This is a genomic window from Allokutzneria oryzae, assembly GCF_042429765.1.
In the GTDB taxonomy this organism is placed as follows: domain Bacteria; phylum Actinomycetota; class Actinomycetes; order Mycobacteriales; family Pseudonocardiaceae; genus Allokutzneria; species Allokutzneria oryzae.
In genome coordinates this window covers 38,994-55,211 of record NZ_JBHLZU010000027.1, presented here as the reverse complement: position 1 = coordinate 55,211, position 16,218 = coordinate 38,994, and the positions used below count along the sequence as shown (strand labels likewise).

18 protein-coding genes and 1 pseudogene are annotated in these 16,218 nt (G+C 70.8%); 10 read left to right on the top strand and 9 right to left on the bottom strand.

Features of this window, described 5'->3' with window-relative positions:
- Nucleotides 1-119 precede the first annotated feature (119 nt).
- The 7 genes and pseudogenes from ACFFQA_RS30970 (at nt 120) to ACFFQA_RS38100 (ending at nt 6,020) form a co-directional block, all read left to right on the top strand.
- Entirely contained in the window at nt 120-1,673 is a 1,554-nt protein-coding gene (locus ACFFQA_RS30970) for an alkaline phosphatase D family protein (RefSeq protein ID WP_377860046.1), read from the top strand.
- 74 nt (nt 1,674-1,747) lie between these two features.
- Nucleotides 1,748-1,987: a DUF8847 domain-containing protein gene (locus ACFFQA_RS30965; RefSeq protein ID WP_377860045.1), complete on the top strand. Its 240-nt coding sequence runs from the start codon at nt 1,748-1,750 to the stop codon at nt 1,985-1,987.
- 471 nt (nt 1,988-2,458) lie between these two features.
- Nucleotides 2,459-2,884: a hypothetical protein gene (locus ACFFQA_RS30960; protein ID WP_377860044.1), complete on the top strand. Its 426-nt coding sequence runs from the start codon at nt 2,459-2,461 to the stop codon at nt 2,882-2,884.
- Between the two features lie 97 nt (nt 2,885-2,981).
- Nucleotides 2,982-3,917, top strand: coding sequence for an endonuclease/exonuclease/phosphatase family protein (locus tag ACFFQA_RS30955; RefSeq protein ID WP_377860042.1), 936 nt, complete (start codon nt 2,982-2,984; stop codon nt 3,915-3,917).
- 103 nt (nt 3,918-4,020) lie between these two features.
- Nucleotides 4,021-5,397 (top strand): aminotransferase-like domain-containing protein, encoded by a 1,377-nt coding sequence (locus ACFFQA_RS30950; protein ID WP_377860040.1) that lies wholly within the window; start codon nt 4,021-4,023, stop codon nt 5,395-5,397.
- Nucleotides 5,398-5,412: 15 nt separating this feature from the next.
- Nucleotides 5,413-5,583, top strand: a pseudogene (locus ACFFQA_RS38105) (hypothetical protein); the annotation flags it as partial.
- 47 nt (nt 5,584-5,630) lie between these two features.
- A complete protein-coding gene (locus ACFFQA_RS38100; protein WP_512699668.1) occupies nt 5,631-6,020 on the top strand; it encodes a hypothetical protein in 390 nt (129 codons plus the stop codon).
- A 68-nt stretch (nt 6,021-6,088) separates the two neighbouring features.
- Here ACFFQA_RS38100 and cutA read toward each other — a convergent pair whose 3' ends face one another.
- The 4 genes from cutA to ACFFQA_RS30925 all read right to left on the bottom strand — a co-directional run bounded on the left by cutA (nt 6,089) and on the right by ACFFQA_RS30925 (nt 8,296).
- The gene (cutA, locus tag ACFFQA_RS30940; protein ID WP_377860036.1) at nt 6,089-6,397 is read right to left on the bottom strand and encodes a divalent-cation tolerance protein CutA; all 309 of its coding nucleotides are present in this window, start codon (nt 6,395-6,397) and stop codon (nt 6,089-6,091) included.
- Between the two features lie 232 nt (nt 6,398-6,629).
- Nucleotides 6,630-7,325, bottom strand: a complete 696-nt coding sequence (locus ACFFQA_RS30935; RefSeq protein WP_377860034.1) for a YidC/Oxa1 family membrane protein insertase — start codon at nt 7,323-7,325, stop codon at nt 6,630-6,632.
- 87 nt (nt 7,326-7,412) lie between these two features.
- Complete coding sequence (locus ACFFQA_RS30930) at nt 7,413-7,673, bottom strand: DUF6412 domain-containing protein (RefSeq protein WP_377860032.1); 261 nt, start codon at nt 7,671-7,673, stop codon at nt 7,413-7,415.
- Between the two features lie 32 nt (nt 7,674-7,705).
- A complete protein-coding gene (locus tag ACFFQA_RS30925) occupies nt 7,706-8,296 on the bottom strand; it encodes a class I SAM-dependent methyltransferase (protein WP_377860030.1) in 591 nt (196 codons plus the stop codon).
- Nucleotides 8,297-8,351: 55 nt separating this feature from the next.
- Here ACFFQA_RS30925 and ACFFQA_RS30920 point away from each other — a divergent pair, with 55 nt between their 5' ends.
- Nucleotides 8,352-9,128, top strand: coding sequence for an AraC family transcriptional regulator (locus ACFFQA_RS30920; RefSeq protein ID WP_377860028.1), 777 nt, complete (start codon nt 8,352-8,354; stop codon nt 9,126-9,128).
- Here ACFFQA_RS30920 and ACFFQA_RS30915 read toward each other — a convergent pair.
- The 4 genes from ACFFQA_RS30915 to ACFFQA_RS30900 all read right to left on the bottom strand — a co-directional run bounded on the left by ACFFQA_RS30915 (nt 9,107) and on the right by ACFFQA_RS30900 (nt 12,047).
- Complete coding sequence (locus tag ACFFQA_RS30915; protein ID WP_377860026.1) at nt 9,107-9,367, bottom strand: hypothetical protein; 261 nt, start codon at nt 9,365-9,367, stop codon at nt 9,107-9,109. The genes ACFFQA_RS30920 and ACFFQA_RS30915 overlap by 22 nt on opposite strands.
- Complete coding sequence (locus tag ACFFQA_RS30910) at nt 9,364-9,645, bottom strand: hypothetical protein (protein ID WP_377860024.1); 282 nt, start codon at nt 9,643-9,645, stop codon at nt 9,364-9,366. Before ACFFQA_RS30910 ends, ACFFQA_RS30915 begins: the two co-directional genes overlap by 4 nt.
- 277 nt (nt 9,646-9,922) lie before the next feature.
- A complete protein-coding gene (locus ACFFQA_RS30905) occupies nt 9,923-10,690 on the bottom strand; it encodes an SGNH/GDSL hydrolase family protein (protein WP_377860022.1) in 768 nt (255 codons plus the stop codon).
- A gap of 166 nt (nt 10,691-10,856) precedes the next feature.
- Nucleotides 10,857-12,047 carry a lactonase family protein gene (locus tag ACFFQA_RS30900; RefSeq protein ID WP_377860020.1) on the bottom strand — a complete coding sequence of 397 codons (1,191 nt, stop codon included), beginning with the start codon at nt 12,045-12,047 and terminating at the stop codon, nt 10,857-10,859.
- 278 nt (nt 12,048-12,325) lie between these two features.
- Here ACFFQA_RS30900 and rocD point away from each other — a divergent pair, with 278 nt between their 5' ends.
- Nucleotides 12,326-13,564: an ornithine--oxo-acid transaminase gene (gene rocD / locus ACFFQA_RS30895; protein ID WP_377860018.1), complete on the top strand. Its 1,239-nt coding sequence runs from the start codon at nt 12,326-12,328 to the stop codon at nt 13,562-13,564.
- Between the two features lie 223 nt (nt 13,565-13,787).
- Nucleotides 13,788-14,609 carry a peptidoglycan recognition protein family protein gene (locus ACFFQA_RS30890; RefSeq protein WP_377860016.1) on the top strand — a complete coding sequence of 274 codons (822 nt, stop codon included), beginning with the start codon at nt 13,788-13,790 and terminating at the stop codon, nt 14,607-14,609.
- Here ACFFQA_RS30890 and ACFFQA_RS30885 read toward each other — a convergent pair.
- Nucleotides 14,594-16,216: an ABC-F family ATP-binding cassette domain-containing protein gene (locus ACFFQA_RS30885; protein WP_377860014.1), complete on the bottom strand. Its 1,623-nt coding sequence runs from the start codon at nt 16,214-16,216 to the stop codon at nt 14,594-14,596. The two genes, ACFFQA_RS30890 and ACFFQA_RS30885, sit on opposite strands and share 16 nt — an antisense overlap.
- Nucleotides 16,217-16,218: the final 2 nt, after the last annotated feature.

The window sequence follows — 16,218 nt, the reverse complement described above, 5'->3', positions numbered from 1 at the left end:
AAATGCCGACCGCCCCAGAATGTCCACAAAGGACGCTCAAGGTGGGGTTTCATCGTCTTGCCACCGGGAGTTCAAAACCAGTCAACCGGCCAACCACGCGTTCTGGGTTTGGTGACGCCATGACACAGAAGCTGAACCGCCGCGACCTCCTGCGCGGCGCGGCGGCCGCGGGGGCGCTCGGCACGGTGTGGCCGCTGAGCGAGTCGTTGTCCCCCAGGCAGGCCATGGCCGCGGCGCGGGATCTCGGCGTCTCCTACGATCCCGCGCCGTTCACCCTGGGCGTGGCATCGGGTGACCCCTTGCCGGACGGGGTCGTGCTGTGGACCCGACTCGCCCCGGAGCCCCTCGCGCTGACCCAGAACCTGCCCGACTCCGTCGAGGTCGAGTGGGTCGTCGCCGAAGATCCCCTCTTGAAAAGGAGAACGGCGCACGGAAAAGTCGCCGCGTCGGCCGCACAAGGCCACAGCGTGCACATTCCCGTGCGCTGCCTGGAACCCGGGCGTCGTTACTACTACCGGTTCAAGGCGCTCGGGAAGACCAGTCGCGTCGGTCGCACGAAGACCGCACCAGTCGGCCCCGTGCGCGAAGTCCGTTTCGCGGCGGCGAACTGCCAGGCTTTCCACGACGGCTTCTACGCGGCTCACCGGGGAATCGCCGGGGAGGACCTCGATTTCGTCGTCCATCTCGGCGACTACATCTACGAGCACGGCCAAGTCGGTGGTCAGCACGTTCGCGACCACGAGGGCCCCGAGGTGTTCACCCTGGCCGACTACCGGCGGCGGCACGCGCTGTACAAAGGCGATCCGGCATTGCGCGCCATGCACGCCGCGCACCCGGTCTTTCTCACGTGGGACGACCACGAGGTCGCCAACGACTACAGCGGCACCAACCCGTCCGAACCGTTCGTCACCCGCCGGGCAGCCGCCTACCAGGCGTATTACGAGCACATGCCGTTGCGCGACGGGAACGGCGTCCAGATCTACCGGAACCGCCGCTGGGGCGACCTGCTGGAGCTCGACATCCTCGACCTGCGGCAGTACCGCTCGGCGCAGAACCTCCCCGACGGCACGATCCTGGGCGCGGCGCAGAAGGCGTGGCTGAAGGAGCGGGTGGACACCGCGGGCGACTCCTGGCACTGCTGGGTGAACTCGATCATGCTCAGCCAGCTCGCCAAGCCGGGCGGCGGCTACTACTTCACCGACCAGTGGGACGGGTTCCGCGCCGAGCGCGCCGAGGTGCTCGGACACGTGCACGAGACGGGCATGCCCGACCTCGTGGTGATCACCGGCGACTGGCACTCCGCGTTCGTCGACGACGTCGTCGCCGACTTCGACCAGCCGGACGCACCGGTGATCGGGACCGAGTTCACCGCGCACTCGATCACCTCCGGCGCGTACTCGGCGGAGTGGAACGCCACGAACGGGCCGGTCATGGGCGGGGCCAACCCGCACCTGAAGTACTTCGAGGGCAACCGGTACGGCTACGACGTCCACGAGGTCACCCCGCGCCGGTGGAGCACGCACATGCGGGTGATCGACGACCGCCGAGACCCCTACTCGCCAGTACGGACGCTCACCACCTTCCACGTGGACCGGGGGCGCGCGGGCAGTCACGAGGACCCGGCGACCGCGAACTCCCCCGCGCAGTACCGCCGCCGTGCGCCAAGTGGATGACTACGACTGATCACGCAGGTCATCACCCCTACGATTGAAGGGCTGACCCCGACCGTCGAGATTGCGAGTGGTTCATGTCGTCTTCGCTGTCCCCTGACTCCTCCGGGCCGGGCCGGGCGCTTGCCCGGTTCATCGGCGGCCCGCTGGACGGGCGCGAGGACGCGATCCCGGTGGCGCGCGCGGTCGCCGGCAGCACCGTGACGCACACCTACCTGCACGGCGGCCCCAAGATCGAGACGCACTACCAGCTGCACTGCACCGAAGAGGGTGGCTGGGAGTACCGGATCAAGCACTCCGGCCCCCCTCTGGGCTAGTTCGCCAGGGTAACTATCTATCGCGTTTTCGATACAGGCGACGCGACCGCGCCGGTCAGGGCCATCTGGATCGGTGCGGCTCGCGTATTCCGGGCATTGCCACCACCCCTTCGGTCTCCGACCGGTCACGAGACTGACCCGATCGGGTTGCCACTGTGGCCGCCGACCGGCCCCCTCCGGCGGCCCAGCCTGGTGCCCACCCGCCGACCTTGGTCGCGTTTGACTCGACAGCACCCCCACTGACCTGCGAAGACGCGCATGTGTACAAACGTTTGATTTTGGTTTCCTGATGGGACCTACATATCAGGGTTGTCTCTGCCGATTCCCTTTTCGGCTCGGCGTACAACACAATTCCGGCAGGCTTCTCCAGGCACCCGGAAAGGACCACAGGCACGCAGCTGCGTCAACGTGAATCCAAGACTCACAAGTTCAGGTTCAGGTTCAGCTTCAGCAGTTCGACGGGGAGAGTTCGTGAAGCACTCCGAAGACCTCGCGGGGTCGAGCATGGTCCCGGAAGACTCGCGCGCACTGCCGCACGGCACCAGGGGGCTGCCGAGCGGACGCGCTGACATCACGGTCGGCCGCTGGTACCTGGCGGCGGCGGGGGCCCACGAGGGCAAGGACCGCGGCCGCGCGCTGCTGCGTGCCGAACAGGCCGTGCACCACCTGGAGAACGCGTTGAACTCGCTGACCGACGCGGACGAGTACGAGCTGGCGATCGTGATGCACGGGCTCGGCCGCGCGCACCGGGTGCTCGGCCAGCACGAGATCGCCCTGCACTGCATGGAGTTCGCCGACCGCTCGCTGCACCGCTTCGGCATGTCGGTGGACCAGGCGGTGGCCGCGGTGGTGGACCCGCGCGCGGAGGCGGTGCGCCAGCACGAGGTCAACGCCTGAGCGAACTTCGGGCGAACCTCGCCCGGGTGGACCTGTTCCGCGGCGGTCCCGGCACTAACTTGAATCACACTCATGTTCGTGTGACGAGGAGGCCGGGATGCGCCGCTGGACCCTGCTGCTGACCGCCGCCGTGGTGCTGGGAAGCGGGCTTCCCGCGACCGCGGCGGAAGCACCACCGGTGCGGGTGCTGACCCACAACGTCAAGTTCTTGCCGAAGATCGCCGCGCCCACCGACGCCCAGGACACCCGCGCCGGGCTGATCGCGACGGCGGACTACGTCAAGGGCTACGACGTCGTCGTGCTCAACGAGGTCTTCGACAACCCCGCGTCGGAGAAACTGCTCCAGGGGTTGCGCGCGGAGTACCCGTACCAGACGCCGGTGGTCGGGCGCGGCGACTCCGGCTGGGACGGCACCTACGGCGACCCGCAGTTCGACCTCGAGGACGGCGGGGTCGCGATCATCAGCAAGTTCCCGTTCAGCGCCCGCAACCAGTACATCTTCACCAACGGCTGCGGCGCGGACGGCTTCTCCAGCAAGGGCTTCGCCCACGTCCGGGTGACCGTGCGCGGGCTGGCGGTGAACGTGGTCGGCACGCACGTCCAGGCCGACGACAGCACCTGCGGGTCCGGGCGGGCCGGGGCGCTGCGCTCCGAGCAGTTCCGCGAGATCGACTCCTACCTGGACCAGCGGGTCACCGGGACGACGATCATCGCGGGAGACCTCAACGTGAGCCGGACGGGGCCGGAGTACCCGACCATGCTCGCCGACCTCGACGCGCTCGCGCCGACGGACTTCGCGGGCCCCGCGTCCTGGTCGCCGGCGCAGAACTCGATGGCAGGGGGCTCCACAGCCGAGCAGCTGGACTACGTGCTGCTGCGGCGCGGCTCCGGCGGCGGCGCGTGGCGGAACGAGACGCTGCTGGTGAAGTCCCCGGAGTGGACCGTGAAGGTGCTCGGCGTGGTGGTCCGCCGCGACGACGAGTACTCCGACCACTTCCCCGTCGCCGGCTACGCGCCCGCGGTGAGACCGTGAAACGGCGCTGAGACGGATTCGGTAACACGAAGCCCGTTTCCGCTGCTCAAAGGCCCTTAGCCTGGCGACCCTCCCCCGTTTCACCTTTCCCGAGGAGGGTCGCGTGCCAGGACTTTCCATGCCGATCACGGTCGACCGCGACTGCGGCACCCCGATCCACCGGCAGATCGCCGGGCAGCTCACCGAGCTGGTCGAGCGCGGTGTGCTGGGGGCGGGCACCCGGCTGCCGTCCACCCGCACGCTGGCCGCGTCCTTCGGCGTCTCGCGCGGAGTCGTCGTCGCCGCCTACGACCTGCTGTTCGCGGCCGGGGTGCTGCGGGGGCGGCGCGGCGCGGGCAGCTACGTCCAGGACCTGCCGAGCGAGCGCCGGACCGCCGCCCCGATGCCCAGCGGGCCCACCCGGCTCGACCTGCGGCCGGGGCAGAGCAGCCTGGCGCGCTTCCCCCGCGAGGCGTGGCGGGCGGCGTGGCGCGCAGCGGGCCACGCGATGCCGCACCCGACCCCGCCACTGGGCCTGCCCCGGCTGCGCCAGGCGCTCACCGACTACCTGGAGCGCAGCCGGGGCCTGCCGATGGCCCGGCACGAGGTGGTCGTGACCTCCGGCCCGAGCCAGTCGGCCGAGCTGCTGGTCCGCGCGGTGTGCCGGACGGGAGACACCATCGCCGTCGAGGACCCGGCGCCGTGGCCGCTGCGCGCGTTCGCGGGCGCGCTGGGCTCGATGGTCCGTCCGGTCCCGGTGTGGCCGGACGGACTGTGGCTGGACCTGCCCGCCGAGGCTCGCCTGGTGTTCACCTCCCCCGACGGGCACGACCTGCTGGGCACCCGGATGCCGCTGTGGCGGCGGCGGGCGCTGCTGGACTGGTCCCGGGCGACCGAGGCGGTGCTGGTGGAACTCGGACAGGAGGTGCCGGAGGCGCAGGACCCCGCGCCGAGCCTGGTGCGGCTCGGCGGGCCCGCGCCGGTCGCGCACATCGGCTCGTTGCGGTCGCTGTTCGGTTCGGCGCTGCCGCTGGGGTACCTGGTGGTGCCACGGCGGTTCGCACCCCGGCTGGAGACGGTGCTGACCGAGACGGCGGCGCGTCCGGCGCCCGTCCCCCAGGAGGCGGCGGCGGAGCTGCTCCAGCGCGGGGCGGTGCAGCGCTACCGGACGAGGCTGTCCGAGGTGCACGCCGACCGACTGGCCACGGTGCGGGCCGGGCTCGCCGAGGCGCCGGTGGAGGTCCGCGGCTCGGTCAGCTCGGGCAACGCCACGGTGCTGCTGCCGCCGGGTATCCCGGCGTCCGCGGTCACCGACCGGCTGCGGCCGAAGCTCGTGCTCGACGCGGTGTCCTTCCTCGGCGGAGAGGGACTCGCGCTCGGATACGCGCACCTGGACGAGGAAGCCCTGCGGGCTGCGATCTCGTTGCTGGCGAGAACGATCAGCGAGCTTGCCCCGGCCGTTGGCAAGCCGCACCGGGTTTCCCCACGAGCGGCGGGTTGATCACTGGCGAGTTGGTTGACGCCGCGCGGCGGTCAAGTCGTTCTAGGGTCGAGGCATGAGCGCGCAGCACCCACGCGGGACGGCTTCGTCGGCCGTGCGCGCGAGCTCGCTGTCTTCGAGCGGGCGCTGACCGGCGGCCTGGACCGCAACGTGCTGTTCGTGCACGGTCCGGGCGGAGTCGGCAAGACCTCGTTGCTGCGCACCATGTTCCGGCGCGCGCAGCGGCTCGGCACGTGCCGACGGAGTCGGACGTGCGCGCGGCGCTGGAGAGCTACCACGTGGCGGCAGAGCTGGCGACCGGTTTCTCCATTGTGGACAGAGCGGAGTCGGTGCGCGCCGCGCTGCGCGAGGCGGCGGGCTCGGCCTTCGGCGCCCCCGAACGCGAGGCACAGCTGCGCGAGGTCCTGGCGCGCAGGTACTTCGAGCCCGCACAGCAGCACGAGGCGATAGCGCGAGCACTGGCCACGAGCCGGGCGACGTACTTCCGCCGCCTCCGCGAAGCGGTCACCCGCGTCGCCGACTACCTGGCCACCACCCGCGTCCCCCGACCGGACACGGCCACCCGCTCAGCAGCGCGCGCGAGGCACAGCCCCGGCCGGAGTTTTCGCGTTTTGTCACCTTGATGCGAAAAAAGAGCGCTCTCTATCGCATCAAGGTGACAAAACGCGATAGAGGGGACGCGGGACACGGTCTAGTGGGGGCGGGTCTGGCCGGTCACCCAGTCCAGGTAGTCCGCGCTGCCGCCGGTGATCGGCACCGCGACCACCTCGGGGAGCTCGTAGGAGTGGTGGGTGCGGATGTGCTTCGTCAGCGCCTCCAGGCGATCCTCATCCGTCTTGATCACCAGTTGCCACTCCTGGTCGACGCACACCTCGCCCCGCCACCGGTAGACGCTGCGCACCGGCCCGACGATCTGCACGCACGCCACGAGGTCGGCGGTCACCAGGGACCGCGCCAGTTCCTCGGCCGCGTCCGCACTGTCCAGGGTCGTGAAAACCATCAGGTGCCCCACACCCGGAAGGCTACCCAGAGCGCCAGGGATGGCAGAACGGAATCGGCAACCTTGGGCGCTTCGTTGACAACCCCACTGGTCCGTCCGCAGCAACCCCGGGCTGCGCGGACCCACCCCACCCGAGGGCGCGGTCCGCGCGGCGTCCACCGGCCCACGCGAAAGGCGAGCAGGATTACACCACCCGGTCGGAGTACGACCGACGTCCGGAACGTCCGCTTCGTCAGGACGAGGCGTCCTGCTTGTCCCGCAACAGGACCGCTCGCTGCACCGCCGTCCACGCGGTGGTGACGAGCAGGTAGATCCCGGCGGCCAGCGGCACGAACAACGCGATCACCACGGTCACGTAGTGCACCAGCCGCAGGCACCCCGGCCCGCCGGGCGGCTGCCTGCGCGCGGTCCACCACCCGACCAGGGCGATCAGCCCGAGCAGCGCGCCGAAGACGACGACGGCCTCAAGGCTGAACGCGTCCAACCCGAACACGTACGAGCCGAGCGGGATGCCCAGCACGTCGTGGGTGAGCAGGTCGTTGGCGTGCCCGTTGATCATGGGCATGCTGAACAGGCGGTACATCACGAAGAAGAACGGGATCTGCGCGATCGTGGGCAGCATCCCGGTGAACAACCCGGAGCTGCGGTAGAACTCCAGCGTCTCCTGCTGCAGCAGCTCCGGGTTGTCCTTGTGCTTGTCCTGGAGCTCCTTGAGCTGGGGCAGCAGCTCGGTGCGCTTGCGTTCGGCCTTCGCCTGGGCGAACCCCAACGGCAGCAACAGGATTCGGACCGCCATGGTGAACAGCACGATCGCGGCGGCGGTGGCCGCCGTGCCGAAGACCGGCTGCACGGCGTCGGCGATCGCGCTGACGAGGTAGTAGGCGCCTTCGACCGGCGCACCGAAGACAGTGCCGAAGAAGTCGGACATGTGAGGACACTCCGCTGACGTGGTTGCCGGATGGGAACAGGGCGGGGTGGCCGCACTGACCGTCCACTGCGGACAGTGGAGGTGCGGTCAGGCGGCCACGGAGCCCGATCCCGGTGCCCTCGGCCGTGGCCGGCCCGGCGCCGTCGGGTCACGCTGCGGGAGGAAGGCGGTCCGCCGCGCGCGCTCGCGCAGGGCCACCGCGACGGCGACGACGGGCCCGGTGGTGACGCCCCTGGGCACGACCCGTCCGGCGACGAGGAGCACGGCCGCTGCGGCCAGCGCCAGGGACAGCGCCGCGAGCAGGCTCGGGGCGGTGAACAGCCCCAGCTCCGCCACCAGTCGCAGCACACCGGCTCCCTTCGACTACCTGCCCAACGCCATCAGCGCCCCGCGGGTTCCCCGCTCGGTTTGAAGGCGCGGAACCGCATGCGCTCCTTGGGCCGCACGGTCATTTCTACCCTGTCGAAGCCCGCGTCGCGCAGCCTCGCGGGCAGCGTGTCCGGATCGACCGGGTTGAACGTGTCGCCGATGTGGATCAGTTTGAAGCCGAGGGAGTGGACGCCGTCGGAGCCGGTGAACACCCCGCCCGGCCGCAGCACGCGGCACGCCTCGGCGAAGAGCCGGTCCTGGAGCGCGGCCGTGGGCACGTGGTGCAGCATCGTGAAGCAGACGACGGCGCTGAAGTCCTCGTCCGGCAACGGCAGCGCCGTGCCGTCACCGTGGAGGACCCGCACCCGCGAACCGTGCAGCCGCTCCAGCCGCCGCGCCATCTCCTCGTCGATCTCCACCGAGGTCAGGTTGGGCACGAGGTCGACGAGCGCCCGCGTGGTCGCGCCGTAACCGGGCCCGATCTCCAGCACGTCCTGGCCGAGCTCCGCCCCCTCCAAGGCCCATGGGATCTGCTTGTCCCGCACGTCCTTCGCCCAGAGCTCCGAGCCGCACAACCACTGGTGGTACCGGTTCATCCCCATGCCGCGACCGTAGGCAGCGGTGTGCGCTGGCCGCTACGAGCTACGCTGTCAACCAATGTCGCCAGACAGCCACGCCACTGGCAGCGTCGTCCCCGAGCCGTCCTTCAACGTGATCATGGTCGGCAGCCTGACCATGCCGGGCGGCCTGCGCTTCGAGCGGCACAGCCATCCGGTGCACCAGCTGAACTGGGCCACCGACGGCGTGATCACCGTGACCGCGACCGGCGGGACCTGGGTGTTGCCGAGCGCCCGCGCGCTGTGGATCCCCGCCGACGTGGAGCACAGCACCGCCGCGATCGGCCCTGCCGTGATGCGCAGCGTCTACTTCCCGCCGCGCTCCTGCCCGGTCGACTGGGCGGAGCCGACCGTGATCGCGGTGGGCCCGCTGCTCGGCGAGCTGATCGACCACCTCAGCCGGGACGACCTCGCCCCGGACGCGCGGGCACGGGCGGAGGCGGTGGTCTTCGACCTGCTGGAGCCGGTGTCGGTGACGACGGTGCAGCTGCCGACACCGGCTGACCAGCGGGCCCGTGCGGTCGCCGACGCGCTGCGCGCGAACCCCGCCGACGACCGCGACCTCGCGAGCTGGGGCCGCGTCACCGGCGCGAGCGAGCGCACGCTGGCGCGGCTGTTCGTCGCGGGCACCGGGATGACCTTCGGCCACTGGCGCGCGCAGAACCGGATGTGCGCCGCGCTGCCGCTGCTCGCCGAGGGCACGGCGGTCGGCACCGTGGCGCGCAAGGTCGGCTACGGCACGGCGAGCGCGTTCGTCGCCGCGTTCCGCCGCGCCTTCGGCGTCTCCCCCGGCAGCTACTTCGCGCGGCCCAGGTAGGTGTTGGTGCGCTCCCTGGCGAGCTCGAAGTCGTCCGCGGCGGAGAGCAGGTCACCCGCCGCCGCGCCGAGCAACGCCATGGCGTCCTGGAGCTCGTAGCCCGAACCGGGGTCCATCGCCGCGTTCAGCTCCGGCCGCAGCTCGTCGAGGATGCGCCCGGCGAGCTCGCGCAGCGGCCCGTCTGGCAGGGTCGCGCGCGCCAGCCGCAGGCGCTCGTGCACCGCGCCGATGGAGGTCATCGCTCCTCCCTCGCCGCGCGTTCGCGGATGGCGACCTCGCGCAGCAGCTCGGCGGCGCGGTGCAGCCGGTAGACGGCGTCGTTGACCTTCTGGGACCCGGTGGCGGCGTACGCCTGGGCCGTGGCGGCTTCCGGATGGACCGATCCGACCCACGCCAACACGAGCTCGGAGTGCGCGTGCTCGGCCGCGTCGCGGTGTCCCGCGGCCTCCCCCGCGCACTCGGCGGCCCGGTCGGCGAGGGCGTGGAGCACCTCGGTCCCGGTTTCCAGCGTCGTCACGCTCGCCCTCCTCACTCTCACGGCCCCGTGCCCTTGATCGTGCCAGCTCCCGGCGCGCGGCCGCGCCCGGGTCACCGCTACGGAGTACGCCGGAAAGGTGGTCGAACAATCGGAAAAGAAGGCGTTTCGAAATAGGCCGAAGAGCGCCGGAAAGTCAACCCCTCTTCCTCAAGAAGAAAGCGGTTAGCCAGATCGGCTCAACCTTTTCACGCTCGGTTGGGCAAAAAACGCCGCCGCCCTCATCGAGGACGGCGGCGGAGTGAACTCCTTCGGCTACTCAGAGCGCCGCCGTGAACGCGGCGAGGTAGCCCTGGGAATGTCCGTTGGTGTTCGGGTGGTAGGACTCGTTGATCGGCCAGGACAGGCCGTTGAGCCATTCCGCCTTGGAGCAGATGCCGTGGCCGTCGAACCGGTCGCGGATGTCGGCGAGGCGGAAGCCCGCCGCGGCCACCCGACCGGAGATGACGCCGGAGAGGGTGTCGGCGGCCTGGTTGAGCCGCTCCCGCTTGGCCTTGCTCAGCCCGCCGAGGCCGCAGGTGCCCAGGTCGAACAGGCGGGGGTAGTTGAAGACGACGACCTTGGCCGACGGCGCCTTCGACTTGATCTTGGAGTAGGTGGCGTCCAGCTTGGCGGGCAGCGTGGTCTTGCCCTGGTTGACCGCCTCGTTGACCTTGGCGAAGCAGTCCTCGTCGCTGCCGAGCTGGCAGGAGGTCAGCACGCTGGCGAAGCCGATGTCGTTGCCGCCGACCGAGACGCTGACCAGCGTCGTGGACGAGCTGAGCTGGTCGGCTTGCTTCTGCACGTCCGCCGTGCGCGCACCCGAGCACGCGACGAACTTGAACGAGGCGGGGCTGTTGGCCTTGGCCCACAGCTGCGCGTAGGCGGCAGGGCTCCTGCGGCAGTCCCCGCTGGAGGAGTCGTAGGTCCGGGTCCCCACACCCGAGTCATAGGAGTCACCGAGGGCGACGTAGTTCTCCGCAGCCTTCGGAGCCGCAATTGCGGGTGCCGCCGCGACAATGCTTAACGAGATTGCTGCGGCTGCCACCGCAAAAACAGATCTAGCGCCCACCAGGGCCTCCCCACGACGTTGTGTGCACTAACACATAACTCATGAGTAGCACGCAGCGTCGTGGGGAGGAAGATGGATAATTCTCCGGGGAGGAGAAATTAGCCTGAACAGCTCCCGGAGGTGCTCCATCCGACTGACGACGTCAGGCGGGGAGAACGCAGACCGGACGCGGGGTGCTCAGCTGCTGCCCCACCTGGGCGAGACCACCCGTGCTCCGGTCGACCCGGAAGACCGCCACTCCGGGGGAGCGCTCGTTGGCCGAGTAGAGGAACCGCCCGTCGCAGCTGAGCACGATGTGCCTCGGCCACGCGCCGCCGCAGGACGGTGTGCCCGCCGGGGTGAGCCCGCGACCGCCGTCGGCGACCGCGAAGATCGCGATGCTGTCGTGGCCCCGGTTGGACAGGTAGACGAAGCGACCGTCCGGCGAGACGGTCACCTCGGCCGGGTAGTTCCTGGTCACCCCGCCCGCCGGGGCGGTGGGCAGCGACGGGCCGGGCTTGAGCGTCCCCGTCGCGGAGTCCCACTCGCAGACGGTGATCGTGGAGTCCAACTCGTTGGCGACGTAAGCGGCGCGGCCGCCAGGGTGGAAGGCGATGTGCCGGGGCCCCGCGCCGGGCTTGAGCTTCGCCTGCGAATGCCTGCTGAGCTTCCCCGTGCCCAGGTCCAGCCGGTAGACGTACACCGAGTCGGTGCCGAGGTCCACCGCGTGCACCCACCGGCCGCTCGGGTCGGTCAGCACCTGGTGGGCGTGCGGCCCCTTCTGCCGGTCGGGGTCGGGCCCGGAGCCGGTGTGCTGCACCAGGTCCGTCGCCGCGCCGAGCGCCCCGCCCTCGCGGATCGGGTGCACCGCGACGGATCCGGAGGAGTAGTTGGCGGTCAGCAGGAACCGGCCGCTGGGGTGCACGGCGAGGTGGCACGGGTCGGCGCCGAGCGCGGACTGCGAGCCGAGCGCCTTGAGCCCGCCCGCCGCGTCCACGGCGAACGCGCTGACCCGGCCGTCGGTGGTCTCGTTGACCGCGTAGACCGTCCGCCGGTTCGGGGCGAGGGTCAGGAAGGACGGGTTGACCACGCCCTCCAGCGTCGAGGTGACGGTGAGCGCGCCGGTCTGCACGTCGGCGTCGGCCAGACCAATGCCCTTCCCACCACCCGCGCCCAGCGTGTAGCAGCCGAGGAAGACCCGCCGCGTCGCCACGCCGTGCGTCGCCGCCTGAGCACCGTGCGACATGAGCACACTCCCGCCGACCACACCGCCGAGCACGCCAAGGAACTTCCGTCGGCCGAGGCCGCTGTCTCGTGCCGCTGAGGACCCGCTCGCGGGGTCGAGCTTCGCCATCGTCATGCCCCTCGTCCAGTGATCGGAGTTCTCAGCACACTGGACTAGACCATTGCCCTTTGGGAAGACCTCCTGCCCAACATTGCGCACCGGGCAACCAGGTGACCGCGCCGTACCTGCCGATGGCGCAGTGGATGACGCCAACAGGCGTCATCCCGGCTTCTGAACCTTCTTGACACAACAGATCTCCGTGAAATCACCCAATCGCGCAACAAACCACTGCCATGAGCAATGCCTGACGGCTGAAATCGTCGGCAGATGCGGCCTAGCCTTACGCCATGACCGCCATCGCCGATCGCCCGACCACCGGCCCGCTGCGCTCCTCGGCCGAGTACGTCGCCCTCGACGAGACCTGGAGCACCCACAACTACCACCCGCTCCCGGTCGTCATCGCCCACGCCGAAGGCGCCTGGGTCACCGACGTGGAGGGCCGCAGCTACCTGGACTTCCTCTCCGGCTACTCCGCGCTGAACTTCGGCCACCGCCACCCCGACCTGGTCGCCGCCGCCGTTGACCAGCTGAACCGGGTGACGCTGACCAGCCGCGCCTTCCACCACGACCAGCTCGGCCTGTTCTGCCAGGAGCTGGCGGAGCTGACCGGCACCGACCTGGTGCTGCCGATGAACTCCGGCGCGGAGGCGGTCGAGTCCGCGATCAAGGTGGCCCGCAAGTGGGCCTACCGGGTCAAGGGCGTCCCGGCGAACCAGGCGCAGATCGTCGTCGCCGGTTCGAACTTCCACGGCCGCACCACCACGATCGTGTCCTTCTCCGACGACGAGGTGGCCCGCGCCGACTACGGCCCCTACACCCCGGGCTTCGTGTCGACGGCCTACGGCGACGCGGGCGAGGTCGCGGCGGCGATCACCCCGAACACCGCCGCCGTGCTGGTCGAGCCGATCCAGGGCGAGGCCGGCGTGCTCGTCCCGCCGCCCGGCTACTTCGCCGAGCTGCGCCGGATCTGCGACGAGAACAACGTCCTGCTGATCGCCGACGAGATCCAGTCCGGCCTGGCCCGCACGGGCGAGCTGCTGGCGCTGGACCACGAGGGCGTCCGCGCCGACCTGTACACCCTGGGCAAGGCACTCGGCGGCGGCATCGTCCCGGTCTCGGCCGTGGTCGGCCGCCGCGACGTGCTCGGCGTGCTGCGGCCCGGCGAGCACGGGTCGACCTTCGGCGGCAACCCGCTGGCCTGCGCGGTCGGCCGGGCGGTGGTCAAGCTCCTGCGCACCGGCGAGTTCCAGCAGCGCTCCCGCGAGCTCGGCGAGCACCTGCACACCCGCCTGGGCGAGCTGATCGGCAAGGGCGTCTCCCAGGTCCGCGGCCGCGGCCTGTGGGCCGGCGTGGAGATCGCCCCCGGCGGCCCGGCGGGCCGGGACGCCTCCAAGGCCCTCGCGGCCAGGGGTGTGCTCTGCAAGGAGACCCACGACAACACCCTCCGCGTCGCCCCACCCCTGGTGATCACCCGCGAGGAGATCGACCGCGGCGTCGACGCCATCGCCGAGGTCGTCTCCCCCTGACCCCTTACGGCCATTCGCGGGCTTATGGACCGTTCCGGAGCACCGAACACGTCCATAAGCCCGCGAATGGCAGCCGCGTGACCACGGACGGGTGGTGTGGCGGGCGGGGGCGCGGAGGCTGGCGCAGGGTTGCGCCATGGCTACGCGGCGGGCGTTGTTGAGTGGGGTTGTCGGGGCGGTCGTGGTCGGAGTGGGAGGCGGAGGCCGGGGCGCCGGAGGCGGAGTGGGAGCCGGAGGCGGAGGCCGGGCCGCCGGGGGCGGGGCGGGAGCAGGAGCCGGAGGCCGGGCAGCCGGAGGCGGGGCGGGAGCAGGAGGCGGAGCCGGAGGCGGAGGCCGGGCGGCCGGGGGCGGGGCGAAGGCGCTCGCCGGGGTGCTCACCCCGGCCGGTCGGCCCGATCTCGCGATCAACGCGCGGCCCAGGGCGGCCTGGGGCGCCAACGAGGCCGTTCGCGTCTACCCGAACGGCGGTGAGCGGTGGGCCTTGCGGTTCTCGCCGGTGCAGGGGCTGGTCGTGCACCACTCCGCCCTTCCCGTCGACGGTGACCGCGACGCCGCGCTGCGCGGCATCCACGAGCTGCACGCGGTCAAGCGCGAGTGGGCCGACATCGGCTACCACCTGCTCATCGACCCCGAAGGGGTGGTCTACGAGGGCAGGTACTCCGGCCGCGACGCCACGCCGATCTTCGACAAGCACCCCAATCCGGGGGTCAGACCGCTCGTGGTGACCGGTGGGCACGTCGCCGGGCACAACATGGGCAACATCGGGATCTGCCTGCTCGGCGACATGACCTCCGCACAGCCCGGCACGGGAGCGCGGACCAGCCTGGTGCGCACGCTCGCCGCGCTGAGCCTGCTGTGCGGCGTCGACCCCGCCGGGTCCTTCGACTACGTCAACCCCGACAACGGCGCCCGCGTGACCAAGCCGGTGATCAGCAGGCACCGCGACTGGGTCACCACCGCGTGCCCCGGCGAGACCTTCGCGACCCGGTTCGACCAGGTCCGCGACGAGGTCGTGCGCATGGTGCGGGGTCAGCGGGCGCGCTGAACGCGGCTCTCGTCCCACACCGGCTCGTCCGACTCGACAACGGAGCCGTCGGAGCGGAACACCACGAACCGGTCGAACGACCGCGCGAACCACCTGTCGTGGGTGACCGCGACGACCGTGCCGGTGAACTGCTCCAGCGCGTCCTGCAACGCCTCCGCCGAGGTCAGGTCGAGGTTGTCGGTCGGCTCGTCGAGCAGCAGCAGCGTGGCCCCGGTCAGTTCGAGCAGCAGGATCTGGAACCGCGCCTGCTGTCCGCCGGAGAGGGTCTCGAAGCGCTGGTCGCCCGACGCCTCCAGCCCGTAGCGCCGCAACGCCCCCATGGCCTTGCCCCGGTCCAGTCCGGGGCGCTGGTCGTCGCCGTGCCAGAGCACCTCGGTGAGCGTCTTGCCGATCCACTCCGGGTGCTCGTGGGTCTGCGCGAACAACCCCGGCTCCACCCGCGCGCCCAGGCGGCACGCGCCGGTGTGCGCCACGGATGCCTTGTCCGCCAACAGTCTCAGGAAGTGGCTCTTCCCGGAACCGTTGGACCCCAACACAGCGACGCGGTCGGCGAAGAACACCTCCAGGTCGAACGGCTTCATCAGCCCGGTGAGCTCCAACCGCTCACAGGTGATCGCGCGGATGCCGGTGCGGCCGCCGCGCAGGCGGGGCGTGACCTTCTCCTCGCGAGGCATCTCCGGTGGCCTGCCAGCCTCCTCGAACTTCCGCAGCCGGGTCTGCATCGCGCGGTACCGCGAAGCCATGTCGGGGCTGCTCGCCGCCTGGTCTCGCAGGGTCCGCACGAGGTCCTTGAGCTTCTGGTGCTCCTCGTCCCACCGCCGGTGGAGCTCGGCGACCCGCTCCCACCGCGCCTCACGGGCCTCGTGCCAGGTGCCGAAGCTGCCCGTGTGCGTCCACGCCGTCTGCGCTTCGACGGTCACCACGTGGGTGGCCGCGGTCGCCAGCAGCTCGCGGTCGTGCGAGACCACCAGGACGGCCTTGTCGGACTCGGCGAGTTTCTTTTCCAGCCAACGCTTTCCGGGCACGTCGAGGTAGTTGTCCGGCTCGTCGAGCAACAGCACCTGCTCGCGGCCGCGGAACAGCGTCTCCAGCACGAGCCGCTTCTGCTCACCGCCGGAGAGCGTCTTGACGCCCCGGTACTGCGCGCGGTCGAAGGGCATGCCCATCGCGGCCACGGTCACGGTGTCCCACAGCACCTCGGCGTCGTACCCACCGACCTCGCCCCACGCCGTGAGCGCGTTGGCGTAGCGCATCTGGGTGGGCTCGTCGTCGACCTCCATCAGCTTCAGCTCCACCGCGTCCAGCTCCGCCGCGGCATCGCGAAGTGGTTGGGGCGAAACGGAAAGCAGAAGATCACGCACGGTGCGGTCGTCGCGGACCGACCCGACGAACTGCGGCATCACCGCGAGCCCGCCCTGCACGACGACCGAGCCCTCGTCGGCCTTCAGCTCACCGGAGAGCAGCCGCAGCAGCGTGGTCTTGCCCGCGCCGTTGGACCCGACGAGCGCGACGACGGTGCCCGAGTTGACCTTGATCGAGACGTCCCGGAACAGCTCCCGTCCGTCGGAGAGGTGATAGGACAGGCTGGCCGCTTCGAGGTATCCCACGG